The sequence below is a fragment of the Agrobacterium sp. GD03872 genome (assembly GCF_029840625.1).
GTDB lineage: Bacteria > Pseudomonadota > Alphaproteobacteria > Rhizobiales > Rhizobiaceae > Agrobacterium > Agrobacterium fabrum_A.
In genome coordinates this window covers 1-25,560 of sequence record NZ_JAOCCY010000006.1, presented here as the reverse complement: position 1 = coordinate 25,560, position 25,560 = coordinate 1, and the positions used below count along the sequence as shown (strand labels likewise).

General features: G+C 60.6%; 24 protein-coding genes and 1 pseudogene. 13 read left to right on the top strand and 12 right to left on the bottom strand.

The window, feature by feature from the left end:
* The first annotated feature begins 22 nt into the window (after positions 1-22).
* Positions 23-307 (top strand): copper-binding protein, encoded by a 285-nt coding sequence (locus tag N5D22_RS15725; protein ID WP_279656944.1) that lies wholly within the window; start codon positions 23-25, stop codon positions 305-307.
* Positions 308-394: 87 nt separating this feature from the next.
* Here N5D22_RS15725 and N5D22_RS15720 read toward each other — a convergent pair whose 3' ends face one another.
* Positions 395-1,231, bottom strand: a complete 837-nt coding sequence (locus N5D22_RS15720; RefSeq protein ID WP_279656945.1) for a phosphatase PAP2 family protein — start codon at positions 1,229-1,231, stop codon at positions 395-397.
* A gap of 170 nt (positions 1,232-1,401) precedes the next feature.
* On the opposite strand from N5D22_RS15720, the gene N5D22_RS15715 reads away from it, so the two are divergent.
* The 3 genes from N5D22_RS15715 to N5D22_RS15705 all read left to right on the top strand — a co-directional run bounded on the left by N5D22_RS15715 (position 1,402) and on the right by N5D22_RS15705 (position 4,358).
* Positions 1,402-2,100 (top strand): response regulator, encoded by a 699-nt coding sequence (locus N5D22_RS15715; RefSeq protein ID WP_279656946.1) that lies wholly within the window; start codon positions 1,402-1,404, stop codon positions 2,098-2,100.
* A complete protein-coding gene (locus N5D22_RS15710) occupies positions 2,097-3,254 on the top strand; it encodes an ATP-binding protein (protein ID WP_279656947.1) in 1,158 nt (385 codons plus the stop codon). Before N5D22_RS15715 ends, N5D22_RS15710 begins: the two co-directional genes overlap by 4 nt.
* A 159-nt stretch (positions 3,255-3,413) precedes the next feature.
* Positions 3,414-4,358, top strand: coding sequence for a DUF535 family protein (locus N5D22_RS15705; RefSeq protein WP_279656948.1), 945 nt, complete (start codon positions 3,414-3,416; stop codon positions 4,356-4,358).
* 71 nt (positions 4,359-4,429) lie between these two features.
* Here N5D22_RS15705 and N5D22_RS15700 read toward each other — a convergent pair whose 3' ends face one another.
* On the bottom strand, positions 4,430-5,950 hold the full coding sequence (locus N5D22_RS15700) for an MFS transporter (RefSeq protein WP_279656949.1): 1,521 nt from the start codon (positions 5,948-5,950) through the stop codon (positions 4,430-4,432).
* Between the two features lie 132 nt (positions 5,951-6,082).
* Between N5D22_RS15700 and N5D22_RS15695 the strand changes: the two genes are divergently transcribed.
* Complete coding sequence (locus tag N5D22_RS15695) at positions 6,083-6,937, top strand: LysR family transcriptional regulator (RefSeq protein WP_279656950.1); 855 nt, start codon at positions 6,083-6,085, stop codon at positions 6,935-6,937.
* A gap of 21 nt (positions 6,938-6,958) precedes the next feature.
* On the opposite strand, the gene N5D22_RS15690 is transcribed toward N5D22_RS15695, so the two are convergent.
* Positions 6,959-7,576 (bottom strand): exonuclease domain-containing protein, encoded by a 618-nt coding sequence (locus N5D22_RS15690; protein ID WP_279656951.1) that lies wholly within the window; start codon positions 7,574-7,576, stop codon positions 6,959-6,961.
* Positions 7,577-7,643: 67 nt separating this feature from the next.
* Here N5D22_RS15690 and N5D22_RS15685 point away from each other — a divergent pair, with 67 nt between their 5' ends.
* The 4 genes from N5D22_RS15685 to N5D22_RS15670 all read left to right on the top strand — a co-directional run bounded on the left by N5D22_RS15685 (position 7,644) and on the right by N5D22_RS15670 (position 12,216).
* Positions 7,644-8,753, top strand: a complete 1,110-nt coding sequence (locus N5D22_RS15685; RefSeq protein ID WP_279656952.1) for a PspA/IM30 family protein — start codon at positions 7,644-7,646, stop codon at positions 8,751-8,753.
* A complete protein-coding gene (locus N5D22_RS15680) occupies positions 8,753-9,412 on the top strand; it encodes an OB-fold-containig protein (protein ID WP_279656953.1) in 660 nt (219 codons plus the stop codon). Before N5D22_RS15685 ends, N5D22_RS15680 begins: the two co-directional genes overlap by 1 nt.
* A gap of 6 nt (positions 9,413-9,418) precedes the next feature.
* Positions 9,419-11,110, top strand: a complete 1,692-nt coding sequence (locus N5D22_RS15675; protein ID WP_279656954.1) for a flotillin domain-containing protein — start codon at positions 9,419-9,421, stop codon at positions 11,108-11,110.
* 323 nt (positions 11,111-11,433) lie between these two features.
* Entirely contained in the window at positions 11,434-12,216 is a 783-nt protein-coding gene (locus N5D22_RS15670) for a pyrroline-5-carboxylate reductase (RefSeq protein ID WP_279656955.1), read from the top strand.
* Between the two features lie 50 nt (positions 12,217-12,266).
* Here N5D22_RS15670 and N5D22_RS15665 read toward each other — a convergent pair whose 3' ends face one another.
* The 6 genes from N5D22_RS15665 to N5D22_RS15640 all read right to left on the bottom strand — a co-directional run bounded on the left by N5D22_RS15665 (position 12,267) and on the right by N5D22_RS15640 (position 18,613).
* Complete coding sequence (locus N5D22_RS15665) at positions 12,267-13,865, bottom strand: MFS transporter (protein WP_279656956.1); 1,599 nt, start codon at positions 13,863-13,865, stop codon at positions 12,267-12,269.
* The gene (locus N5D22_RS15660) at positions 13,862-14,302 is read right to left on the bottom strand and encodes a DoxX family protein (protein ID WP_279656957.1); all 441 of its coding nucleotides are present in this window, start codon (positions 14,300-14,302) and stop codon (positions 13,862-13,864) included. The genes N5D22_RS15665 and N5D22_RS15660 overlap by 4 nt, the downstream gene beginning before the upstream one ends.
* Positions 14,303-14,499: 197 nt before the next feature.
* On the bottom strand, positions 14,500-16,482 hold the full coding sequence (locus N5D22_RS15655) for an amidohydrolase (RefSeq protein WP_279656958.1): 1,983 nt from the start codon (positions 16,480-16,482) through the stop codon (positions 14,500-14,502).
* Positions 16,482-16,772, bottom strand: a complete 291-nt coding sequence (locus N5D22_RS15650; protein ID WP_279656959.1) for a XapX domain-containing protein — start codon at positions 16,770-16,772, stop codon at positions 16,482-16,484. Before N5D22_RS15650 ends, N5D22_RS15655 begins: the two co-directional genes overlap by 1 nt.
* A gap of 72 nt (positions 16,773-16,844) precedes the next feature.
* Positions 16,845-17,537: a hydrolase gene (locus N5D22_RS15645; protein ID WP_065657452.1), complete on the bottom strand. Its 693-nt coding sequence runs from the start codon at positions 17,535-17,537 to the stop codon at positions 16,845-16,847.
* A gap of 143 nt (positions 17,538-17,680) precedes the next feature.
* Positions 17,681-18,613, bottom strand: a complete 933-nt coding sequence (locus tag N5D22_RS15640; RefSeq protein WP_279656960.1) for a ring-cleaving dioxygenase — start codon at positions 18,611-18,613, stop codon at positions 17,681-17,683.
* Positions 18,614-18,732: 119 nt separating this feature from the next.
* Between N5D22_RS15640 and N5D22_RS15635 the strand changes: the two genes are divergently transcribed.
* Positions 18,733-19,632, top strand: coding sequence for a LysR family transcriptional regulator (locus N5D22_RS15635; protein ID WP_279656961.1), 900 nt, complete (start codon positions 18,733-18,735; stop codon positions 19,630-19,632).
* A gap of 96 nt (positions 19,633-19,728) precedes the next feature.
* On the top strand, positions 19,729-20,190 hold the full coding sequence (locus tag N5D22_RS15630; RefSeq protein ID WP_279656962.1) for a VOC family protein: 462 nt from the start codon (positions 19,729-19,731) through the stop codon (positions 20,188-20,190).
* A 55-nt stretch (positions 20,191-20,245) separates the two neighbouring features.
* Here the strand turns inward: N5D22_RS15630 and N5D22_RS15625 are convergent, their stop codons facing one another.
* The 3 genes from N5D22_RS15625 to N5D22_RS15615 are packed head-to-tail and all read right to left on the bottom strand — an operon-like array spanning position 20,246 to position 22,997.
* Positions 20,246-21,325, bottom strand: coding sequence for an alpha/beta hydrolase (locus N5D22_RS15625; RefSeq protein WP_279656963.1), 1,080 nt, complete (start codon positions 21,323-21,325; stop codon positions 20,246-20,248).
* A 23-nt stretch (positions 21,326-21,348) separates the two neighbouring features.
* A complete protein-coding gene (locus N5D22_RS15620; RefSeq protein ID WP_279656964.1) occupies positions 21,349-21,813 on the bottom strand; it encodes a cyclophilin-like fold protein in 465 nt (154 codons plus the stop codon).
* The gene (locus N5D22_RS15615) at positions 21,810-22,997 is read right to left on the bottom strand and encodes an MFS transporter (protein ID WP_279656965.1); all 1,188 of its coding nucleotides are present in this window, start codon (positions 22,995-22,997) and stop codon (positions 21,810-21,812) included. Before N5D22_RS15615 ends, N5D22_RS15620 begins: the two co-directional genes overlap by 4 nt.
* A gap of 125 nt (positions 22,998-23,122) precedes the next feature.
* Between N5D22_RS15615 and N5D22_RS15610 the strand changes: the two genes are divergently transcribed.
* Complete coding sequence (locus N5D22_RS15610; RefSeq protein WP_279656966.1) at positions 23,123-24,016, top strand: LysR family transcriptional regulator; 894 nt, start codon at positions 23,123-23,125, stop codon at positions 24,014-24,016.
* A gap of 759 nt (positions 24,017-24,775) precedes the next feature.
* Positions 24,776-25,560, top strand: a pseudogene (locus tag N5D22_RS15605) (ice nucleation-like protein); the annotation flags it as partial.

Here is a 25,560-nt window from a genome sequence, read left to right as displayed (position 1 = left end):
CATTCAACAAAGGAACCTGACCATGAAAACGATCATGAACATCACTGTCGCAGCAGCACTTCTTCTTGCCGCTCCCTTCACTGCCGTTGCGCAGGAATTCACCAAGGGAACGGTGAAGAAGGTCGATGCAGCGGCCAAGAAGGTCACCATCATCCATGAGGAACTGAAGAACCTCGACATGCCGGCCATGACGATGGTGTTCCGCGTCAAGGACGATGCGATCCTCTCCAGGCTCAAGGAAGGCGCCAATATCGAATTCGTTGCCGAACGGGCCGACGGCAAGCTGATCGTCGCCCAGGTGAAATAAGACGCCGGAAGCCGCGTCCGGGAAAACCGGCAAGGGCAGCGGTTTTCCGCTGCCCTTGCCATCTTCGGCGGGTGAAACTCCCGGAGATTATTGTTCGGCTAATGACCTTGGCTGCATGGCAACCGGCATCCCGCGGGCCTTGCGCAAGAAGGCCGCATCGATCGCATGGCGGTTTTGCGTGAAGGGCCAATGGAGCAGAAGAAACACCGCAAACATCAGGGGCCACGCAATCAGGACATCGGAGAAGAAGTGCGCGCCCATTGCGACCCGGTTCAGCGAGACGATCACGATAAATGGCGCCAATATCGCTGTGCCGATCAGGCGGAATTTCTCCGGCAGGAGTATGGTGAAGGCCAGAAGGGCGATTGCAGACGCGCTCTCACCGGAAGGAAAGGAGCAATTTCGGACGCAGCCGCCATCGAGGGAAAGAACCGGCGTAAAAAACAGGTCTCCCCCGAACTCGACAAGATGGCGCGGCCTTGCCCTGCCGAAAGCGGTTTTCAGGACATGAACCAATGCACCCGGTCCCAGAAGAAAAAAGACGGTGACAAGCAGCAGCTTGTGAGGCGGAAAAAGCCGCGGCAGGCGACCCCAGAAGGGCATGAGGAAAAGCATGCACACAAGCCCGGACACTAAAACCGGCGGAAGCATGCGGTTGAGGTCGCGGACGGAAAGCAGAAACTCGTCTTGACTGAGCAGGAAACCATCCATCCAGAACTGCCGGCTCACATTGAGGTCGATATCCGGCCGCATCGTGAAAAAAGCCATCATCGCCAGCGCGACAGAAAGAGTCAGCAGCAGGAGACTGCCGGAGGCGCGCACAAAAACCCGATGCACGCCACCGATGGCGCTTGCGCGAAATCTCAACCCCCGGGTCGAATCCGGCTTTTGCAGATGGGTTTTATCCGTGAGAGACTGGTGCATGGCCAGTTCTCTTCCGCAGAAATGTCAAGGCTTTGCGGAGAAAGAAACAAGACTGCGAGGAAAGCCGCGCTGACGATCTCTATTCCCGGATGCGAGCCTTGCCGGATGCCGCGCATCCGCTTAGCGTCGCGCCATCATCACGGCCGATACAAGTAGTTTGCGGGTTCAGCATGGACAAAGGGCTTATCCTGATCGTCGAAGACGATCCCGATATTATTCAGATTCTCGACGCCTATCTCATTCGTGAAGGCTACAGAACCGTCAGAGCCAGCGATGGCGAAGTGGCGCTCACCCATTTTTCCATGTTGCGGCCGGATCTTGTTCTCCTCGATATTCGCCTGCCGAAATTCGATGGCATCGAGGTGTTGAACCGTATCCGGCGGGAGCGGGATACGCCCGTCATCATGGTCACCTCGCTCGCCGAGGATATGGACAAGCTCACCGGCCTGCGCCTCGGTGCGGATGACTACATCGTCAAACCTTTCAATCCCCACGAATTGATCGCGCGGGTGAACGCCGTGCTGAAACGCACGCGCCAGCCGGCCGATGGCGGGATTTTGCGCTTCGGCGCCATCGAAGTGGACACCGAAGCTTATGTCGCGGCGATCTGCAACGACAAGGGGCGGACCGTTCTGCCGTTGACCCTGAGCGAGTTCAGGATACTCGCCCATATGACGCGCCGCCCTACCCACGCCTTTCAGCGCGCCGACATTCTGGATGCCTGCCTGCCCGAAAGCGATGCGCTGGCGCGCACCATCGACACGCACATCGCCAATCTGCGCAAGAAACTGACGGACCACGGCGCCTGCGGTTATCTCGTCTCGGTGCGCAGCGTCGGTTACCGGCTGGCAAGGGAGCAGAAATCATGAGGCTTCGGCGGCTTGGCCTCAGCACGATGACGGCGATCACGATCACGACGATGCTCGTCTTTGCCGTCGCAACGATCTATCACGGCGTCTCCTGGTATGCGGAAAATATACAGGAGCGCGCCATTGCCGCACTCTCGCCCGATGCCGCCAAGGCTTTTTCGGATATTGACCGGGGGGTGATGCCGGACGAGCAGCAGCTGCGAGCGCTTCTCAAGGTTCTGCCAGGCGTGCAGAACGCGGCAGACGACGAGTTTCTGGCATCGATTTTCGGCTTCGGCCTGCTCGGTGTCGTCCTGTGCAGCGTGCTTGGCTATTTCATCTCCCGGCGCATTGCCGCGCCTCTGGGACAGCTTACCGAGGCGGCACGGCGCATGGCGACCGGCGATTTCAGCGGCGGCGAGAACGTCAAGGCGAGCCGCATTGCCGAAATCGGATCTCTTGTGGAAAGCTTCGACAGTTTGACGCGGGAGCTTCAGATGATGGAGCGCCGGCTGAAGTTCAACACGATGGCGGTGGCGCACGAGCTGCGCACCCCACTCACCATCCTGCAGGGCCGTCTGCACGGCATTGTCGACGATGTCTTTCCCCTCGACAAGCAAGCCATTCGCCATCTCATCGTGCATGTGGAAGGACTGGCGCGCCTTGTCGACGATCTGCGGACACTCTCTCTGGCGGAGACCAACAGCCTCGTCAAAGACATGCAGCCGCTCGATCTCGCCGCCGAATGCGCAGCCGCCGCCGAAGCGGCGCAGCAGCTGATGGACGAGGCTGGCATCGATCTCGACATGTCACTGGAGCCCGCGCCCGTCTACGGGGACCGCCAGCGTCTTCGACAGCTGCTTCTGGTCCTGATGGACAATGTGCGCCGTTATGCGGCGAGCGGCAGGCTTCTGCGCTGTGTGACGGGGTTTGAGGACGGGCGCCCCTTTGTCGCGATCGAGGATAAGGGACCGGGTTTTCCCCCTGGCGTCGAAGCGCATGGCATCGAGCTCTTCTGGCGGACAGAACCGTCACGCGCACGCAAAACCGGCGGCACCGGTCTCGGCCTGTCGATTGCCCGGGCCATCGCCCGCGCGCATGACAGCGATCTGCAGATAAAGGCGCGGCCGGAGGGCGGAACCATCGTGACGGTTGTCTTCAAGGCGACGCCCTGAAAACCCCGGCGGGAGAATCGTCTGCCTCGATCAGGGCCGCCTGCCGCCCGTGGCAACAACGATCCGGCCTCCATACAGGATTGGCCGTTTCTCGACACGGTCTTCACAAATCCGGCGCATGCCTCGGCTGAAAGCTTATGTTCAGCCGGAAATCCATCCATGTCGCGCACTCAGCATGCTGCCGTATCGGCAGAGAAATTCCCTGCCACCGATGATGCGGCCCGGGCGGCTTCAGGCAGCGCCCGTTTTTTACTGTTCTGGAAAATCATAACCTTTGTCTGGCGCGCCCATTGGAAGCGGGCGGTGCTTTTCTGGCTGCGTTTTGCGGCAAACCCTTTCGTGACCTTTCAATGGTGGCGGTTTCTGGCGGATTTTTCGGCAAGGGAGAAATTGCCGCCGCCGCATGACGAGCTTCTGCAAAAACCCCTGTCGAAATTCCTGATTAACAGGGTGCCGCAGAAAAGGCGCCTGGTTTTGCTTGCGGACAATTTCACCATCGCGGGCCGGCATTTTTCCAGGCGCGTCATGGCCGGCCTCTGGGCGGGAAAAACCATGGGGATGGGTACCGTTCATGGCCGAAGCGACGAATATTATTGCACCCTGTCATTGGCCGACCGCTGCGGCGGCCGGCACGAGGGCGCTTTTGCCGTCAGGCTTATGCGCAGCGATGACGATACTGTTCTTTGGACGGCGACGTTCATGTTTGTGCGCGGATGCGAGACATGGCGCCACTCCATTGTCGTCGGCGGCATGCAGGGTCCGCGGGACGCAAAAGAGCGGATGGTGTCGGTGACGCGCGATCTCTGCGGACTTCGCCCCAAGGAGGCGACATTGATGGTCCTGCAGGGGCTCATACCGCAGGATGCATGGCACTATTTCGCTGTGGCCCATTCCAGACACCCCATTCGCTACCGTCGCACACGACGACAGAAAATGATGGTTTCGGACATTGACGCCTTCTGGCGGGAACGCTCCGCCGAACCGGAGGAAACATTCGGTTTTCAAGTTCCCGCCTCCAGCCTTGACGGCACCGACAAACGAAGCCGGATGAAGCTCTGTTTTTATAATCTCGGCAGGAATTTTGCCGGAAATAAAGGCGAATAGGGATTTTGCGAACGGGCCTGTACATGACAGGCCCTCCATTCCCTCGACCTTTTTCCGAGATCTCCGGTCGCTTATTGCGTTGCCAGCCGCCGCGCCGGGCCGAAGACGACAAAACTGATGGCGGCGAGCAGCCAGACGCTGATGCCGGCATAAAGCATGACCAGGCCAAAACCGTCTGCAAGCGCCCGATGGACGAGCGCTTCCGAAACGCCCTGGACCGAAGCGCCCGCGGTGCCCGCCGCGATCTTTTCCGCAAGCAACTGCATTGCGCGCCCATCCATGCCGGACGGCAGGTTTGCCCGAAGCGAAGACCCGACGCCCTCCACCAGAATGAAGCCCATGACCGGGATGTTGATGGCGAGCGAGATCATCCGCGCGCTCATGTCGATACCCGAGGCCATGCCCGAGCGTGCGGGGGAAACCGCCCCCGTGGTGGTGTTGGTGACAGGCGTATTGGTCAGCCCGAGCCCGATGCCGGAAAGAATGCAGCCGGGCAGCATGGTGAGCCAGCTCGCATTTTCGACGCCGCTTCCCAATTTCATCAGCATGAAACCGAGGCCGATGGTGAACAGCCCGGCCGGAATGACAAGGCGTGGCTGATAGCGCAACGACAGGCGTTCCGCCAAAGGCGGCACCACCAGCGCCGGCAGCGTATAGGCCAGCAGGCCGAGGCCGGCGGTGACGCTGTCATAACCGAGACCCGCCTGAAACCAGATCGGCAGATAGATCATGAAAGGCCAGAAGCTGATATTCATTGCCGCCGAACCGATGATCGCCCCGGAAAAAGGCCGGATGCGGAAAACGGAGAAATCGAACATCGGTCTCGCACTAAGCTTTTCAACGATCACGAAGGCAATCAAGCTCACGGCCGAAACACCGAGGATCATAAGCGCCTCAAGGCTCACAAAACCGAGCTCGGGTCCCTGCGTGATGAAAAAGGCAAGGCAGAAGACGGCGGCCGAAAGGGTGACCATGCCGGCAAGATCGAGACGCGCCGCCTCGGGATCGCGCGATTCTCCGACGCCAGCCGCGGCGAGCAGCCATGTGACGATACCGATCGCCACGTGAACGAGGAACACCCATTCCCAGCTCCACAGCGCAACGATGGCGCCGCCGACGATCGGGCCGAAACCCAGTCCCACGCCCGATATGATGCCCCACCAGCCAAACGCCATGCCGCGCTCGCGCGCCGTACGGAACTGATGCGACAGGATGGCGATCTGACACACCAGCATCGCCCCGCCGCTCAAGCCCTGAAGGAAGCGGGCGCCGATCAGCACGAGAACATTCTCCGTCATTCCGCAGGCGAGAGAGGAAAGCGCAAAGGCGACGATGCTGGCGATAAAGACCCGTTTGCGGCCGAAACGGTCGGCCAGCGCGCCTGTCGCCATCAACACCATCGTCACGCCGATCGTATAGGCGTTCATGATCCACTGAAGCTGCCGGAAATCCGCATGCAGCACCTGTTCGAGTGTTGGCAAGATCGCCGGAACGCTGGAAATCTCCAGTCCGAACATCAGGGCGGAGAGGCAGACGGCAGCAAGCGCCACGGCGCTCCTGTTACCGGCCGGTGCGGTAATGGCAAGGGTCATTCTTCGGCCTTTCATGGATCAGGTCGCACATGCGACATCCGCTCGGTAAACCGGCGGCAAGTTAGCCAAGCCTTGACCATAACTGAATTGGATGGTTGGCTATTTCAGAGACAACAAATCGGAATTATCGCCATGAGCGTGCTGGATGTGGATGCCGTCGAGGCCTTCGTCACGATCGCCGACCTGCAGAGCTTCACCCGCGCCGCCGAGGCGCTGGGCACCACCCAGGGCGCCATCAGCGTCAAGCTCAAACGGCTGGAAGACCGGCTCGGCCAGCGGCTGCTCGAACGGACGCCCCGCTCGGTGCGGCTGTCGGCACAGGGTGCGGTGTTTCTGGCGCCCGCCCGTGAATTCCTCGCCGCGCATGATCGGGCGCTGGCCGGCCTTGCCTCTCCACGCCGCCGGTTCGGACTTGGCATTGCCGCCCATGTGGCGGGGCCGGAAGTGCCGACCCTGCTGGCGCGGCTCAACGCCCATGATCCCGGGCTTACGATTGAAGTGCGGATGGACAATTCCCGCACCCTGCTGGACGCTTTCGACCGTGGCGAAATCGATGCGGCAATCATTCGACGCGAGGACGACCGGCGTGACGGCGAGGTGCTCGGGCCGGAGCATTTCGGCTGGTACGCCACCCCGCAATTCGAACATCGCCAGGGCGAGCCATTGCGGCTGGCGGCGCTCTCACCCGCCTGTGGCGTACGCGACATCGCCGCCCGTGCACTGGATGCGGCCGCAGTCGCCTGGACGGAAGTATTTCTTGGCGGCACATCGTCGATGGTAACGGCGGCGGTTTCGGCCGGTCTTGCAATTTCCGCCTTTTCCTGTCGGCTGGCGCCGCCCGGCACGGTCGAGGTCAGCCAGCGTTTCGGCCTGCCGCCCCTGCCCTCCACCGAAATCATCATGTTCTCGACATTGACGGACCGCAGATCCCGCGAAGCGCTACGCACCCTCGCCGCCGCGTTTCGCGAGCACCGGCCGGGAAGCTGACGCGATCCTGCCTGACACCGGCTAAGCGCCGGGCCCGAATGCTTCTGGTGTCAGCTTTCCGCTCCTCAGGAGATGTTGCAGAGCATAGGAAACCGAAAGCGCATCGTCGAGCGCATCGTGCCCCTGCAACAGCGGATGCTCGACGCCGTAATAAGCGGCCAGCCTGCTGCTCGACGTTTTTGCCAGATCCTCCAACGGCATTCCCGCTGCAAGCAGAAGTTTGACGGCATTGTCGAAACGGTTAGCAGGAATGGGCGGCTGTATACCGGCGACATAACAGCTGATCGCCACCATATTCAGCTCGTCCTTGCCCCATGACCAGCATTGGGCACCTTCCGTGAAGCCGTCGAAGCTTGAAAGAGCCTCCTGCAAGGGAACGCCTTCCGCGTCGATGATCTCCCCGGTGATAGCCGTCAGCCCGGTGAAGAACGGATCTATCGCATATCTTCCGCCATGACGGTCAACCGGACATATGTAAGCCTTGTAGGTTTCCAACAGCGGAAAATCGCCCTCCAGCTGGAGCTTGACGGCGCCGATCTGCGCAATGACCGGATCAGGATCATGCGCAGCACACCAGAATCTTCGCTGGGACCCCTCGAGGCACAGGAATTCGCAGTCGAATATGATCGCCTTTTTCATGAATCATTTCCCTCGTTCGCCCTGAACAACTCTTGAAAGCACAAATGAAGTGCTTTATATATTTCATATGAGCACGAAACTTTTGTCCAATGTCGTTCTGGCGCTGAACCTTTCGGAGGAGAACCGCTCTTGTCTCGAAGAGACGCTCCTTGCCTATCGGCGTGCGATGGCGATCCTTGACCAGACCGAAGGAGCCAATCTCGTGGCCCTGCACGCGGCAGCTTATGAGGAGATCAGGGTCAGGACCAGCCTTCCTTCACGCATGGTGACTTTGGCTCTGCGCGACCACAGCCAGCGCGATCCGCAGGAGCCGGTGCGCGACATACCCCTCGACAGCAAGCTCTTTTCGGTGAAGGGGCCGGACATGGTCAGCATCGCCACCCTCTCGGGCCGCGTCGTGGTGCCCTATACCGTCCGGGGTTACCAGGACGGCTGGAATGACTTTGCAGAAGCGCGCCTCGTTTTCGAGGGCGGATCCATCAGCATCCATGCCGGGATAAAAACCGGCGTCCAACCGAACAGGGAGGCTTCGATGAACAATGAAGGTATTCTTGGCCGACTCGGGCGTGTCATCGCCGGTGTCATGAATAACGCCGTCGATGCGGCGGAGGCATCCAATCCGGTTGCCGTTGCGCAGCAGGCGGTGCGCGAAATCGCGAAGATCGCAGATGAGGCCCGATCCGCCCTTGGTGTGGCGGTTGCCGCCGGCCATCGCCTGAAGGCCAAGACCGCGGATCTCGAGGAGGAGATCCGCGACCTCGACGACAAGATCAGGGTTGGGTTGGAAAACGGCCGTGAGGATCTCGCCCGCGCCGCAACCGGCCTGCAGATCGATCTGGAGGCGCAGCGGGAAGCGCTGAACAAGGCGGTCCTTGAAAATGCCGCTGAAATTGCCGAGGCGGAAACCACATTGCGCAGCATCGCCTCCGCAAAGGCGGATGCGCAAAAGCGGCTTGAGGATGCCAAGCGCGCCGAACGCATCACGCCGGCGGCGGATACGACGCCATCACAGCGCAACGACCGCCGCCTGGCCGATGCGCTCGACGCCATCGAAAGAGTAACCGGCACGCCGGCCAAGCCCAATAATGGCGCGGCCGAGGTGGAAGAACTCGGCCGGATGCAACGTCAAAGCGCCATCGAAGCGCGGCTCAAGGCGTTCCGGGAAGGACAACGTTGATGGAAGGCATTGTCCAGCCAGGCACTGCGCCCTTCTGGATCGCCTTGCTGACGGTCGCCGGCCTCGGCATTGTCGAACTCATCTCGGTTCTGCTTGGCGCATCGGCTTCCGGACTGCTTGACGACAGTTTCAGCTATCACGCGCCTGGAGATACCGAGGCGGGACTGCTCGGCAGCTGGATGTCGTGGCTCAACGCCGGCGGCGTGCCGCTTCTTGTCCTGGCGGTCATCCTGCTTTCGGCTTTTTCCGTCGCCGGGTTCTTCATTCAGGGGGTCGCCTCCGCAACGCTTCTCGGGCCGTTGCCGGTTTATGTGGCCATGAGCGGCGCCGTTGCCGCCGCCATTCCGGCTACACGGTCACTCAGCCGGGCCCTAGCAAAAATCATCCCGCGTGATGAGACGAACGCGCTGGAGCAGGCCGACTTTCTGGGGCTTGTGGGCACCGTCACCATCGGGCCTCTCGATCGGGGCAATCCCGGCACCGTGCGGGTGAAGGACCGCCACGACAATATTCACTTCCTGCGTGCACGGGCCGCATCCGGTCATACGATCGATACAGGTGCGCAGATATTGATCGTCGATGGCGCGGACGGGCTTTTTGAAGCCATTCCCGCACCGCCGGATCTGGAAATTCACAATAGCGGGCATAACAGGGGCTAACTCACCATGGATTTCTTTTCTTTGAGCCTGATCGCCGGGGGCATCGTCACGGCGGTCGTCGTCATCGGCATCATCATGACATCGCTTTATACGCGGTCGACACGCGACAAGGCCTATGTCAGAACCGGCCTCGGCGGCAAAAAAGTCGTCCTCGACGGCGGTGCAATCATCCTGCCGATCTTCCACTCCTATTCCTGGGTTTCGCTCAGCACATTGCGGCTGGAGGTGAAAAGGTCCGAACACGAATCGCTGATCACCAAGGATCGCATGCGGGCCGACATCACCGCCGAATTTTACGTGCGCGTTAAGCCCGACGCCGAAAATATCGCACTGGCGGCCCAGACGCTCGGTGACCGGACGAATGACGCCGACGCGCTGAAATCACTGGTCGAGGCGAAATTTGTCGACGGTTTGCGCTCGGTTGCCGCGACCATGTCGCTGCGCGATCTTCAGGAACAGCGCGCTGAATTCGTCAAATCCGTGCAGGCGGCCGTCGCCCACGACCTGCAGTCCAACGGCCTCGAACTGGAGTCGGTCTCGCTGACACGGCTCGACCAGACCGATATCAAGCATTTCAATCCCAACAATTCATTCGATGCGGAGGGCCTGACCGCGCTCACCCGGATCACCGAAGAACGCAAACGCGAGCGCAACCAGATCGTTCGTGACAACGAAGTCGAAATTGCCACGAAGGATCGCGAAGCGGTGCTGCGGCGCCTGACCATCGAACGCGAACAGCGCGACGCGGAACTGACGCAGGAGCGCGATATCGCCAACAAGACGGCGGAAACGCGGGCGGAAGCGGCAAGGGCCGAGCAGGCGGCTCGCCTCAACGAGGAAACGGCAAAGCTCGATACGGAACGCGGCATTGCCGAACGGGATGCACAAGCCCGCCAGGCCCGCGAAACCGCACGCATCGAGGCCGAGCGCGGCATTGCCGAGCGCGAAGCGGAAGCACGCAAGATCACCGAAACGGCGCGCATCGAAGCCGCCATCGCAGTCGCGCAGAAGGTGGAACAGGAACAGGCCGCCCGCGCCAAGGCGGACGAGGCCAAGGCTTCCGCCATCACGGCCGAAGAGCAGGTGGCGACCGCCCGCGAAGTGGAAATCGCCGAACGCGCCAAGCGCATCGCCGTGATCGACGCCCGCAAGGCGGCTGAGCAGGAAGCGACGGCCATCACGGTTAAGGCGGAGGCCGAACGGCAAGCCGCCGAAAACCTGGCGGCCGCAACCAAGATCGGTGCGGAAGCCGAGGCGCAGGCCGCGAAAATCCGTGCCGAAGGCGTCATCGCGCTCGGCGACGCGGAAGCCCAGGCAGAGCGTGCAAAGAACGATGCGCGCAATGCGCTATCCGGCGACATCATCGCGTTCGAACTCGCCCGCGCAAGGATCGCCATCATTCCCGAAGCACTTTCCGAGGCGATGAAGCCTATCGAGAAGATTTCCGACATCCGCATCTTCAGCGCCGGTAATCTGGCCGGCGCCCTGGGTGGCGGCGGCGACACGAAAAACGGCAATGGCCTCGGCGATCTGTCCAGCCAGCTTCTCAGCTTCACGGCACAAAAGCCGGTTCTGGACGAGATCCTCGCACAGGCCGGCTTCAAGGGCGCGGACCCAACACAGGCCCTGCTGGCCGCATCGATCACGAATGCCGCAGATCAGCCAGCATCGGAAAAACAGCACCGTAAAGAGACGTAGGAAGCTCATCGCTCCTGCGGCAACAACGATAAGCGCGGCCCAGCACAAGGTGGCCGCGCTTTTTGCCCTTCGTGGCATTCATCAGCATGAAACCACTGGCTTCGATCGGGCATTCACATGAAAACGCGCCGGCAAGGGACTAAGCCGAGCATTGACTAGCTGGTGTTCAATCAGCGCGACACTCAGCAGCACCATCGGTGCAACGCCGTGGCCGAACTGGCCATTCCGCCCCCTCCCTGTCGACAATTCCGGACGGGAAATTTAGCATCGCGTGAGAAAGACCGGCGCCTCTGTCGGTTTCCCCTCGCCGCCGCGGAGTATTCATGTCACTTCCCCAGAAAATCGGCTTCATCGGAACGGGCGCCATAACCGAGGCGATGGTTCGGGGCCTGCTCGGCAGGCCAGCCGCCTTGCCGCATGTCATGGTATCCCAGCGCAGCGCCGATATCTCGGCCAGACTTGCGGTCGAGTTTCCGCAGGTGGTCGTCTCCGGCGACAATCAGGCGATCGTCGACGGTTGCGATACCGTCGTGCTGGCTATCCGCCCGCAGATCGCCGAAGAAGTCATCCGGCCCCTGCAGTTCCGAGACGGGCAGAAGATCATCAGCGTCGTTGCCGCAACCGGCCGCGAGGCGCTTCTGGACTGGATCGGTGCGGATGTGCGCCTCAGCCAGGCGATCCCGCTGCCCTTCGTCGCCCGGCGCAGCGGCGTCACCGCCATTTATCCTGCCGATGTGGATACGGCTGCCATCTTCAACGTGCTCGGCAAGGCGGTGGAATGCGAGACCAAGGCGGAATACGATCTTCTGGCCGCCGCGAGCGCCCTGATGGCCACCTATTTCGGCATCATGCAGACCGCGACGGAATGGCTGGCCGAGAAGGGCCTGCCGGAAGAAAAGGCGCGCGCCTATCTTACACCGCTCTTTGCCGGCCTCTCCGAGGTGGCCGTGCTTGCCGGCGACAGGACGGATTTCACCGAGATCAGCCGTGAATTCGCCACCAAGGGCGGCCTCAACGAGCAGGTGCTGCAGGACTTCGACGGCAAGGGCGGTTCGAGGGTGCTGAAGGACGCATTGAGCCGTGTACTGGAGCGAATTGGGCAATAGCCGCCCGGCAGCAAACGGCAACAAAAAGGGGCCTTTCGGCCCCTTTTCTTTCATGCCTTACCGGGGCGATTGATGGTGAGGAAGTGCCGCACCACCGGTTTTTCAAGGCCGGAATGGTAGGCGAGCACCTTGCCCTGCAAATCCGCATCGGCATTGGAAACCCGCTTGTGCTGGCGCAGATGTTCGGCCCAGGATTCCACCATGAACCATTCGACGATCTTCTGCGGATCGGCGGAATCCTCCGTCACGCCCCAGCCATAGGCGCCGTCGCGTCGGCGCTCCTGGGAGAGTTCGTCCAATGCATGCAGGAAAGCGGCGCGGTGATGCTTTTCGACGTTATATTCGATCAGGATCAGAACCGGGCCGCGATCATGGGCCACCGGCTCGGCAACGAGCGGTTCGGGCCAATGGTTGGAGGGCACCATATCCGCATCGCCCGCAGGCAGTTTCAGGCGGTGCATGACAAGACCGGCGATGAAGAGGCCAGCTGCACCGATCAGCAACGTACCCGGCACGCCCGCGGCTTCGCCAACCGCGCCCCAGCCGATGCTGCCCGCTGTCATCGCGCCGTTGAAGACGGTGAGATAAACGGCCAGACCCCGGCCACGCACCCAGTTCGGCAGGATTGCCTGGGCTGCGCCATTCAGCGTCGTCAGAGCCGTGATCCAGGCGCCGCCAAGAAACAGCAGGATGATGATGGCAAGCCACTTTGGCGGTGCGAACGAAAGTCCGGCCATGACGAGCGCGGTCGTGAGAGCTGCACCCAGCAGCAGGGCGTCGGCATCGAAACGTTGACGCAGTTTCGGCATGACCAGCGCGCCGCCGATGGCGCCGGCGCCGACAGCGCCAAGCAGGATGCCGTAGAAACTTGCATCTCCGCCGAGCAATTGCCGGGCGACCAGAGGCAGCAGCGCCCACACGGCACTGGCGAAAGCAAAGAAGATCGCTGCCCGCAGCAGAACGACATGCAGCGGCCGGCTGGCGCGGGTATAACGAAGGCCCGCCCGGAATGCGCCAAAGAAACCCTCCGCCAGCGCATCATTGGCGTTCTTTGCCCGCGGCCACCACAAAAGCGCGGCGATGACCACGAAATAGCTTGCGACATCGGCGCCATAGGTGAAGGCCGCCCCGAAGGCCGCGAGCAGGATGCCGCCGGCGGCGGGACCGATGGAACGGGCGATGTTGATGCCCAGCGAGTTCAGCGCCACGGCGCTCTTGATATCCTCACGTTTCACCAGTTCCGGCACGATGGCCTGCCAGGTCGGCCCCATCAATGCCGCACCGATGCCGCCGAGGAAGGTGAGGCCGATCAGGGCGCTGACGGACAGCAGGCCGGTATGGGCGAGAACCATCAGGGTGATACTGACCGAGGCCAGCAGAAGCTGCACCGCGATCAGGAACTTGCGGCGATCGAGAATATCGGTCAACACGCCGGCCGGGATTGCCAGAAGAAAGATCGGCAGGGTTCCGGCCGCCTGAACCATGGCGACGGCCGCCGGCGAGGCCGAAAGATCGGTCATCAACCATGAACTGGCGACATCGCGCATGAAGCTGCCGGTGTTACCGAGCACCGTCGCCGCCCAGAGAACGGCGAAAACCGGTTGCGCAAGGGGAGCAAAGCTGCTCGCGGAGGATTTTGCGGCGCTCATTTGCCTGTTCCTTTCGTGAAATCGATTGCGGCGACGATAACGAAAGCGCCGGCCAGACCAAGATGTTCGAAGAAGGCGTTGGTGGCCATCATGCGGTCCATGCCGGGCGCCATTTCCCAGAAGCGGAGAGCGATGAAGGTGGCCAGCAGCGTGAAGCCTGCCAGCGCCAGAGCCCCTGCCCACCGCAGGAAGCCCGATACCACTAGGGCGGAGGCGGTGAGTTCGAACAGGATGACGACGACCGCGAATGCGGCGGCCGGCTGGAGACCAAAATGGTTCATCTCGGCAATCGCGCCGGGAAAGTCGAAGATCTTGGTGAGCGGCCCCTGAATATAGGCCGAGCAGAGCGCCAGAAGCGCGAGGATTTTTGTGGCGGGTGCGGCAACGATATCCGCAACAAGCCTGCGAAGGCGAAAGGTCGAAGATGGATCGGTCATTTTTTGCTCCTGCGATCTGGCCCTCGGTGTTGAGCGGCGCTGCGTTCATCTGATGGAGCGATATTGACGCAAAGGATTATCGCCAACAATTGCATCAATTATTTCTATATTATTGCGTATTTTGTAATGGCGCTTTTTGCCAGAGGCAACGGGCAGCGATAATCCGCCGCCCGTTGCATTTCGTTTGCCGATAGGGCTCAGACCGCCCAGCAGGAGCAGCCCAGCGCGCCGAAGAAGCCCTTCAGATCGGCAATCGGCAATTTCGACGTCCATGCGCCGGCATGGTCGTGACCATGCACGCCGCAATCATTGGCGCAGCCGCAGGAGGTGATGGCTGCGCGTCTGAGCGAGTTCTTTCCAGCGCCCTGCGGCTCACCCCAGGCGGCATAACCGCCGAAGGTGCGGACCGGCGACCAGTCGGGCATGGCCGGCGGAATATTGCTTTCATCCAGCGTCCTGAAGTCACCGGCGCCATAAACGACCTTGCCGCCCACCATGGTCAGTTCCGAGGTGAGGAAGGAAATCTCATCTTCCGCGCAGGAGAAATAGTCTTTGTCCGGCACCACGAGATCGGCGAACTGGCCCTTTTCAATGCGGCCCTTCTTGCCCTCCTCGTTGGAGAACCAGGTGACTTTTTCGGTCCACATGCGCAGCGCCGTCTCGCGGTCGAGGCAATTGGCGCGCGGATAAAGCTGCATGCCGCCCACCGTCTTGCCCGTCACCATCCAGAACAGCGACACCCACGGATTATAGGAGGCAACGCGCGTTGCATCCGTGCCGGCCGAAACGTTCACGCCCTTTTCCAGCATCCGCGCAATCGGCGGGGTGGCTTCCGCCACGCCCTGACCGTAGCGTTCGACGAAATATTCGCCCTGATAGGCCATGCGGTGCTGGGTGGCGATGCCGCCGCCGAGGGCCGCGATGCGGTCGATAGAGCGGTCGGAGATCGTTTCGGCGTGATCGAAGAACCAGTTCAGGCCTTCGAGCGGAATGTCCCGGTTGACCTTTTCGAAGACATCCAGCGCCCGCGAAATCGTCTCGTCATAGGTGGCGTGCAGACGCCAGGGCCAGCGGTTTTCCGCCAGAATCCGGACGACGTCTTCAAGCTCGCCTTCCATTTCCGGCGGCATGTCCGGTCGCGGCTGGCGGAAATCCTCAAAATCGGCAGCGGAAAAGACCAGCATTTCGCCTGCGCCATTGTGCCGGAAATAGTCGTTGCCCTGCTTGTATTTGACCGATGACGTCCAGTTGAGGAAATCCTCCTTCTCCTGTTTCGGCTTCTGCGTGAAGAGATTGTAGGCCAGCCGAACCGTCATCTGGTTCTCATCCGACAGCTTCTGGATCACCTCGTAGTCATCAGGGTAATTCTGGAAGCCGCCGCCCGCGTCGATCACGCCGGTCACGCCCAGCCGGTTCAGCTCGCGCATGAAGTGGCGGGTGGAATTGACCTGGTAGTCGAGCGGCAGCTTCGGCCCCTTGGCGAGCGTCGAATAGAGGATGCCGGCATTCGGCTTGGCGAGTAGCAGGCCGGTCGGATTGCCGTTCGCATCGCGGGTGATCTCGCCGCCTGGCGGGTTCGGCGTGTCCTTCGTGTAGCCGACGGCGCGAAGCGCCGCGCCGTTCAACAGCGCCCGGTCGTAAAGATGCAGCAGGAAGACCGGCGTATCCGGCGCCACCGCATTGATCTCCTCGATGGTTGGCAGGCGCTTTTCGACGAACTGATGCTCGGTGAAACCGCCAACAACCCGCACCCATTGCGGCGCCGGGGTGATCGCCACCTGGCGCTTCAGCATGTCCATGGCATCGGCAAGCGAGCGCACGCCATCCCAGCGCAGTTCCATGTTGAAGTTCAGGCCGCCGCGCACGATGTGGGTGTGGTTGTCGATCAGGCCGGGCAGAACCCGCTTGCCCTTGAGGTCGACGACCTTCGTATCAGGCCCGGCAAGCGCCATGACCTCGGCGTCGCTTCCCACCTCCAGGAACAGGCCGTCCTTGATGGCGACTGCCGTTGCATTGGGGTTACCGCGGTCGAGCGTCGTGAAGCGGCCATTGTGAAGGATCGTATCTGGATACATGGAAGAACCTCCGGTCTTGATGGGATCAGCGGCCTTAGCCGGTGAGAACAGATTCGGAAAGGCGAGGCTCGAAGCCGCGCCGAGAAAGGTGCGTCGTGTCGGCATCAGCTTCTCTCCCGGTCGATCGGCTGTTTACCCTCGGCAAGGCCGGCTGTTTCGGCGCCGCCCTTGGGCATGTGGCCGAACATATGCGGCTTGATGTGGTTGAACCACGAAACGGCGGCCGGTTCCCTGTCGATGATCGTCCTCGCGAAGGGGATGATCTGTTCCCCGACCAATATGCCGAGCAGACCGATGAGAGCGATGACGGGCGGTGCGGGCGAACGCACATTGAGCAGGCTATAAACGATGCCGACCAGCAGGCCGGCGCCAAGCGACAGAAGATAGACTTTCATGGAAACCTCCTCGATAGGTGAAAGCCGCACCGGGCTGGATCATAATCCTGCCGGTGCGGCGCAGTTGAAAGCTTATTTTTTGGCCGGGTTGGGACCGATGCGCTTGCCGTGCTTGACGCGTTCTTCACCGCCATGGACATGGGTTACGGCATAATCGATGCCCATACCATAGGCGCCGGAATGTTCCTTCACCAGCGAGGTGACGGCGTCATAGGTTTCCTTGCGTGCCCAGTCGCGCTGCCATTCAAGCAGCACCTGCTGCCAGGTCACGGGAATGATGCCGGCCTGCACCATGCGGTCCATGGCATATTTGTGCGCGTCGACAGAGGTGCCGCCGGAGGCGTCCGCCACCATGTAGATCTCGTAATCTGCGACATCGTGGAGTGCGGAGAGCGCAAAGGTGGTGTTGCACACTTCCGTCCACAGGCCGGAGACGACGATCTTCTTGCGGCCACCGGCGGCGTTCTTCGCCAGCGCATCGCGGACATTCTGGTCGTCCCAGGAATTCATCGAAGTACGCTCGAGAATGTCGTTTTCCGGGAAGACCGCAAGCAGTTCCGGAAAGGTGTTGCCGGAGAAGCTTTCCGTTTCGACCGTGGTGATGGTCGTCGGAATGTTGAAAATCTTTGCCGCCTTGGCGAGGCCGACGACATTGTTCTTCAGGGTCTGCCGGTCGATGGACTGCACACCGAAAGCCATCTGCGGCTGCTGGTCGATGAAGATGAGCTGGCTGTTGGCGGGGGTAAGGACTTCGAGCTTGGACATTTTCAGTTCTCCGTTTAGGTGGTGATTGCCGATCTACGGCGGTGGAAATTAAGAAGGCTTCGCCGGCCGGCCGCCCGGCAGGGGCAGCCGTCTTGAAAAGCATAAGTCTGTTTTGGTCAGTCGAGGCGGATCAGAGACCCGCTTTATGCCGCAAGGGGAGCGAGGTTTGCCTCGATCTGATTGCGGAAAGGCTCATAACGGCTGGGCAGCTTGAGTGCTTCACCCAGATGCGCCGTATCCTCGTCACGGTCGAAACCCGGTTCGTTGGTGGCGATTTCGAACAGGATGCCGCCCGGGGTACGGAAATAGATCGCCCAGAAATAATCGCGGTCGATGACCGGGGTGACCTGATAACCCGTATCCATCAGCGCCTTTCGCACTTCCAGCTGCTTCTGGCGGTTTTCGACTGCGAAAGCGATATGGTGGACCGAACCTGCCCCCGGACGGGCAAAGGGCGTCTTCGGCAGGGTCGCGAGATCGATCGTGTCGGCCCCGTTGCCGCCGGGAATGACGAAGCGTGTCACATTGCCTTCGACATCGGCCCTTTCATATCCCATGAAGCGAAGGAGTTCCTCAGTCGCGGCCGTGTCGTTCAGGTTGAAGCGCGCGCCGGTGAAGCCACGTATGGCGCGCTCTTCGGAAATACCCTCGGCCAGCCAGGGGGCGCGGACATCGTTATCCGTTTCGATCAACGCAAGGCCATCGCCATCGGGGCCGGTGAAGCGCAGGCGCTCGGCGCCAAAAACCGTATCGGCCTGGAGGTTGCCGACACCTTTGGCAATGAGACGCTCTTTCCAGAAGCCCAGCGAACCCTTGGGAATGGAAAACTGGGTCTCGCCCACTTCGCCAATGCCGGGACGGCCGGCCATCATGTTGGCGAAGGGAAAGTAGGTCATGACGGTGCCTGGCGTTCCCTTTTCGTCACCGTAATAAAGGTGATAAACACTTGGCTCGTCGAAGTTGACGGTCTTCTTCACCCGGCGCAGGCCGAGCGTATCGGTGAAGAAGCTGTTGTTCTGCCGCGCATCCGACGCCATTGACGTGACGTGGTGCAGGCCCTTGATATCCTTGATCATCGTCGGCGCCTTTCGTCGTTGCTGTGTCCGTTTCGATGGACAAAGATGTAACCCGCTTGATTGCATCGTGGAATTGCAATATTTTTCTCGAATGAATTGCGATTTTTGAAATAATGGCGATGAACGACCACAAAGCTCTGAAAACCTTTCTGATGGCCGCCGAAAAGCGCAATTTCGCGCAGGTCGCCCGTGAACTCGGCATGACGGCGGCTGCCGTCACCCGCGCCATTGCCGCGCTTGAAGACGATCTCGGTGTGCAATTATTTGTCCGCACCACCCGGCAGGTCTCGTTGACGACGGACGGGGCCGTCTTCGCCGCACAGATCCAGCCGGCCGTCGAGGCGCTGGAGAATGCCCGGCGCGATGTCCGCAACGCCCACAAGGCCGATGAGGGGCGGCTGCGGATCAGCGCGCCGACATGGCTCGGCAAGACGGTGCTGCCACCGATCCTGTCTGGTTTCCGGGAACGCTATCCGAAAATGTGCTTCGAGATTTCGCTGTCGGACGGCCTCGTCAATATCGTGGATGACGATTACGATCTGGCGATCCGCATTTCGTCCGCCCCTTCGGACAAATTCACCATCTGGCGCAAGATCAGGGCCGTGCCGAGAATATTGGTGGCGGCCCCGGGCAGCCGGTTTACGCAGATGCAGCATCCGAGCGAACTGACCCCTGACGATTGCCTTGCCTATAGCGGCGAAAGCCGGCGGGAGAACTGGGTCCTGTCGGATGGCGGATCGAGCATCAGCATCACCGCCGGCCGCGCATTCAGCGCCAATAATGGCGAGGTTCTGGCCGATATGGCGGCGGATGGCGCCGGTGTGGCCATGCTGCCGGGATTTCACATCGCCGAACATATCCGCAGCGGCCGGCTTGCCCATGTTCTGCCCGGCTGGGCGCCGCCGGAACTCTGGCTGACGCTTTATTACCCCCCCTATCAGGCCCTGCCGCCCCGCATCGCAACCTTCTCGAAATTCTTCGAGGAGCAGCTGCCGGCCTATATGATGATGCTGGATTGAGGCTGGGCGGCCCGGCAGCGGCGTCCGCGCCGCAAGCATCATTGCTGGATCGGGTGAAGCCCTGTAGATTGCATGGGCGCCTCGGAGAGTGGAAACATGGCCCTCAAGCGGATGGACAATATCGGGATCGTCGTCGAAGATCTCGAAGTGACGATTGATTTCTTCATGGAACTCGGCCTCGAGCTCGAAGGCCGGGCGATGATTGAGGGAGAATGGGCGGGGCGCGTCACGGGGCTGGGCAATCAGCAGGTGGAGATTGCCATGATGCGCACGCCGGACGGCCACAGCCGGCTGGAGCTCTCCCGTTTTCTCACGCCGTCCGTCATCGCTGATCATCGCGATGCACCGGTCAACGCCCTCGGTTATCTCCGCGCCATGTTCACGGTGGACGACATTGACGGAACCCTGGAAAGGCTCCGCCAGCACGGCGCGCAGCTCGTTGGCGATGTCGTGCAGTATAAAGACATCTATCGGCTCTGTTATATCCGCGGGCCTGAGGGGCTTCTCATCGGGCTTGCAGAAGAGCTGGGCCAGATAGGAAACGAAGAGCGAGAATGACAGGCGCGCTCGCGCTCGCCTGTCTGATGGGTGACATAGCGCGTTCGGTCGCCGTCTACGCCAGATGCTGGCTGAAGAAGCGCGCGATCCGCTCGAACGGAATCTTGTCGGCGCGGTCATAGAGGTCCGTATGGTTGGCATCCGCAATGATGACCAGCTCCTTCGGTTCGGCCGCAGCGGCAAAAGCGGTCTCGCTGAAATAGCGGGAATGCGCTTTCTCTCCGTGGATGAACATGACCGGGCGCGGCGATATTTCGGCGATATAGGTCAGGATCGGCATATTCATGAACGACAGGGGCGTCGTCTGGGTCCAGGCATTGCCGGAGTTGACGGCACGCGCATGATAGCCGCGCGGCGTCCGGTAATAATCGTGATAGTCGATCAGGAACTGCGCTTCCCCACCCTTGAGATCGTTATAGGCCGGCTGATAGGCGGGACTTCCCATTTCCGCGTCCTGCCAGCGCTGCCGGCTCATCTGCTCCAGCGCCTGTGTACGTTGCTCCAGGGTGACGCTGTCATTGTAACCTTTGGACATGACGCGGGTCATGTCATACATGGTGCTGGCCACGACGGCCTTTACGCGCTTGTCCACCGCAACGGCGTTCAACGCCATGCCGCCCCAGCCGCAGATGCCGATGACACCGATGCGCTCACGATCCACATGGGACTGCAGCCCGATATAATCCACCGCGGCACTGAAATCCTCGGTATTGATATCGGGCGAAGCGACGTTGCGGGGCTCGCCGCCGCTTTCTCCGGTAAAGGACGGATCGAACGCCAGGGCGGCAAATCCGCGCTCCGCCATGGTCTGCGCATAAAGGCCGGACGACTGTTCTTTCACCGCACCGAAGGGGCCGCTGACGACAAGGGCAGGCAATGGTTCGCTGCCACGGTCCTTTGGCAGGTACAGGTCTCCCACCAGCGTGATGCCATAGCGGTTTTTGAACGACACCTTCTGGTGATCGACGGCATCGCTCTTGGGGAAGACCTTGTCCCATGAAGAGGTCTGGGCGAGAGCCTGTGTCGCGCTCGCCATTGGCACCATGCCCATTGCGGCAACGGCGATGCCCGTTGCCTTCATCAGGTTGCGCCTGCCGGTATTGCAGGTCTCATTCGTGTCTGTCGGCTTGCTCATGTTGGGAACTCCTGTGGTTCGGTTCATTGGATGCGTTCGATACGCAGCGGAAATTCCCCAGGGATATGAAGCGCTTCGTAGCCTTGGTCGAAGCGTCCCAGCCGGATGAGGCCGGGATGCCTGTAGTCGGCATAGAACATCGCGAGATTGCCCCAGGGCACGTAATAACAGAGGTCGTAAGGCCGCTCGTTGTCGAACGGCCCGTGGCCTTCGACGGTCAGCTTTCGGGGAAGATAGGCGATCTTTTCGTTGGAGCCGAAGTCGGCGATCTTGAGATCGAGCGGCAGCATGGACGCGAAATCACGCGCCGACGGGTTGTCATAGAGTGTCGCCAGCATCGTATTTTTTCCGAATGTCAGCCTGATCTTCAAATCGGTCCGCTCCTGATTGTTGGGGCCGCTGCTGCTGAGAGCCGGCGCAGGCAGGATGAACGCGGCAGCCAACGCCAGCAGGGCGCGTCGGGTTGGATGGGTGAGAGGAGCCCTCATGATGGCCTCCGCGCCAGCCGCCAGGCCGCAAGGGCGGCAAGCGAGGAACAGCAGAGCAGCAATCCGCTCAAGGTGAAGGCGGACCACCAGCCGAAACTGTCGAATAAAATTCCGCCGACCGAGGCCCCCGCTGTTATCGCCAGTTGAATGACGGCGACCTGCAGCCCGCCGCCGGCCTCGGCATCGTCGGGAAGGATGCGGCTGAGCCAGGTGCCCCAGCCGACCGGCGCGGCGGTGCCAAGCAAGCCCCAGCCAATGAGCGCGGCGGCGACAGGAAGTTTCGCATCGCCAAAGACAACCATGAAGAGCGCGATACCGGCCATCAGCAGGGGAATGATTACAAGAATGCTGAACAGGCGGCGTTGCAGCAGCCTGCCGATGACCCATGTTCCCACTGCCCCGGCCAATCCCATAATCAGCAGCAGCAGCGACAGCATGGTGATTTCAACCCGGGTAACCTGTTCGAGAAAGGGCCGCAAATAGGTGAAGAGCGCGAACTGCCCCATGAATAACAGCAGGATGGCGGCCATGCCCGCCGCAACGGCGGAACGTCCAAGCAGCCTGAAGACATTCGCGGATGCGCGCTCGCGGCGCGGCGGAAGTTCCGGCAGCACGGTCCATTGCCACAGGAGCGCAAGCAGGCCGATCGGCACGACAAGAAAGAAGGCGCCGCGCCAGCCGATATAGGCGCCCAGCAGGCTGCCGAGCGGGGCGGAAACCGTTGCCGCAACCGCATTGCCGGCATTCAGCAGGGCAAGCGCCTTCGGCACCTGATCATGGGAAACGAGACGCATCACGATGGCGGTGGACATAGACCAGAAACCGCCGATGGAGATTCCGAGAAGCGCCCGGCCGAACATCAGGACCGGGTAAGACGGTGCAAGGGTAACCACGATCCCGGATACCATCAGCAGCGCTGTCAGGCCGAGCACGACAACACGCCGGTCGAGCCGCCGGGACAGGCCGGCAATGAACAGGCTGGTGATGACCGCAAAGACGCCGGAGACGGAGATCGCCTGCCCCGTATTGCCTTCCGAAACCCCGAGGTCGGCGGCGATCGGCGTCAGCAGGCTGACTGGCATGAATTCCGAAGCGATCAATACGAAAGCGCAAAGCGTCATGCAAAACACGGCGCTCCATGCCGCGCGTTTGTTGCCCATCTCTTCATCATAGGTGAGGGTCATTCGCCCAGATCCCACTAAAATTCCGGTTTCTTTCAATGGCGGCAAGATATTGCCGGGCGACTTTGCGGACAATCCGTGCTAATTCGCATGGACTTATCGAAATTCAATATCAATCAGGGGTTTTGATGCAGCGAGAGGATATGAAGGATCTCCTCTGGTTCATGGAGGTTGCGAAGGAGCGAAGCTTCACGAAGGCGGCGGCGACGCTCGGAACATCGCAATCGACCTTGAGCTATACGATCAAGCAGCTGGAAGCCCGGTTGGGCGTGCGCCTGTTGACCCGGACGACACGCAGCGTGGCCACGACGGAAGCCGGCGAGCGCCTGTTTCTGTCCCTCGCCCCACGCTTTCAGGGGATCGAGACAGATCTGGCGGACCTCGTCGCCTTTCGCGAAAAGCCCTCGGGCACCGTGCGCCTCACCCTGTCCGATCATGCCCTGCAAACGACCGTCTGGCCGAAACTGGGCCGCGTGCTGTCCAGCTATCCTGATATTCATGTCGAACTCTACAGCGACAATGGCATGCGCAATATCGTCGAGGAGCGTTTCGACGCCGGCGTGCGACTGGGCGAAAGCGTTGACAGGGACATGATTGCCGTGCGGATCGGCCCGGACTGGCGTCTCCGTGCCGTGGCTTCGCCGGACTATTTTGCCAGACACGGCATCCCTGTCGCACCGCAGGATCTGGTCGGCCATGTCTGCATCAATACGCGTCAGGCGACCTGGGGCGGTTTCTATACCTGGGAGTTTGAAAAGGGCGGCCGGGAGCTGCGGGTGAGAGTGGAGGGGCAGCTGAGCTTCAATTCCTCGATTTCCCAGATCGATGCGGCCGTGAAAGGTTACGGGATCGCTTACGTGCCGGAGGATCTTGTCGAGGGGCACATCGCCGATGGAAGATTGCAGGCCGTCCTGGATAGTTGGAGTACACCCTTCACCGGATACCATCTCTATTATGCCAGCAGGCGTCAGATGTCTCCAGCGATGAAGGTGATCATCGACGCCCTGCGCCATCATGCCTGACCCCCAGGGTTGACGTGTTACGAGGGCAATCTCCCGGATCAGACCGGATCCGGGGCAACCGCAACGCAGCCTCGTTTTCGGCATGGGCTTTCTGGAATGACGCCATCAACACCTTGCCGGATCATCAAACGGCTCACCCCTGCCTGGCGAAGCATTTTCATGCCATAAAAAAGGGCAAATGGTGGCTATCGCTTTAAAAAATATTTATAAATTATAAAATTACAGCATAAAAATAAAAAAATCGGCAGATTTCGGCCCCAATTACATAGATATTTCGGGCATAGCGAGTGACAAGTTTCCGATTATAACGAAAATTAGCAATTAAAACATATCGATATCGATTTCCAAAACATATTGAACTTTCCATAGAATCAATAAATATTGCTTCACGCGCCAAAGATGGCCCAGCTAAAATTTAGCCATGTCATTTTATACTTCAGCAAAATCTAAAGTTGTCAACGCCCAAGAATAAAAAGCACCGCAAGTAAATATTAACTCGGCTTTAAATGTTCGGCTGATATGACACGCTCGTCGTGAGGTTGTAAGCGGCAAAAATTATTAGCGGCATTCGCACAAGCTAGCGTGGAAAATCCGGGTCCGTTTCCGGCTCGAATTGCATGATGCGTTTCCAGCGCAGGTTCACTTGAGCCATGTTCTCCACAATTTCGCTTTATTTGCGGATGTCGGACCGCTGCCGGAATGGGCAGTGTCTGGCGGCAGATAGGCGTGACCAGTCACCATCCGGTAAAGGACACGTTCATGACTTCGATTCTTTCCTCACTGTCTGCTGTGCAGATATCCAAGCTTTCCACGTCCACAATCGCCAGTCTGACCTCGGAAGACGTGAATGCCCTTGACAGCGCCAAGATCAAGGCTCTTTCATCGGCGCAGATCGCCTCTTTCAGCACGGATAATCTCGCTCTTTTCAGCTCTGAAGACGTCCGCGCCATTTCGGTAAGCGCCGTCAAGGGACTGACCCTGGCCCAGATCGCACAATTGAGCTCCGCTCAGGTCAGCAGCCTGTCGTCGTCGCAGGTCACGGCGCTCTATGCCAGCCAGATTGAAGCCCTGTCCACCGACCAGATCAAGGCCCTCGGCTCGACACAGGTCGCAGGCCTCAGCTCCGCCCAGATCGGGACACTGAGCAGCGACGAACTGGCGCTCTTCTCCACCGACGAGATCAAGGCCATCAGCGCCAACGCCATCGCGGGCCTCTCCGCGGCCGCACTGGCTGCTCTCAGCACCGAGAACGCTGCCGCACTGACGAAGACGCAGATCGCAGCCCTGTCTTCGACGCAGCTGGCCGCACTGACTTCCGATACTCTCGCCACCTTCTCCACAGACGAGATCAAGGCCATCAGCACCAAGCTCCTCGCCGGCCTCGACGTCAGCAAGCTGAGCACCGGCAATGTCGCCGCGCTGAGCAGAACGCAAATTGCGGCGCTCTCTTCGGCGCAGTTCGCAGCCCTGTCGACAGACCAGCTCAAGGCCCTCGGTTCCGATCAGGTCGCCGGCCTCAGCTCCGCCCAGGTTGGGACACTGAA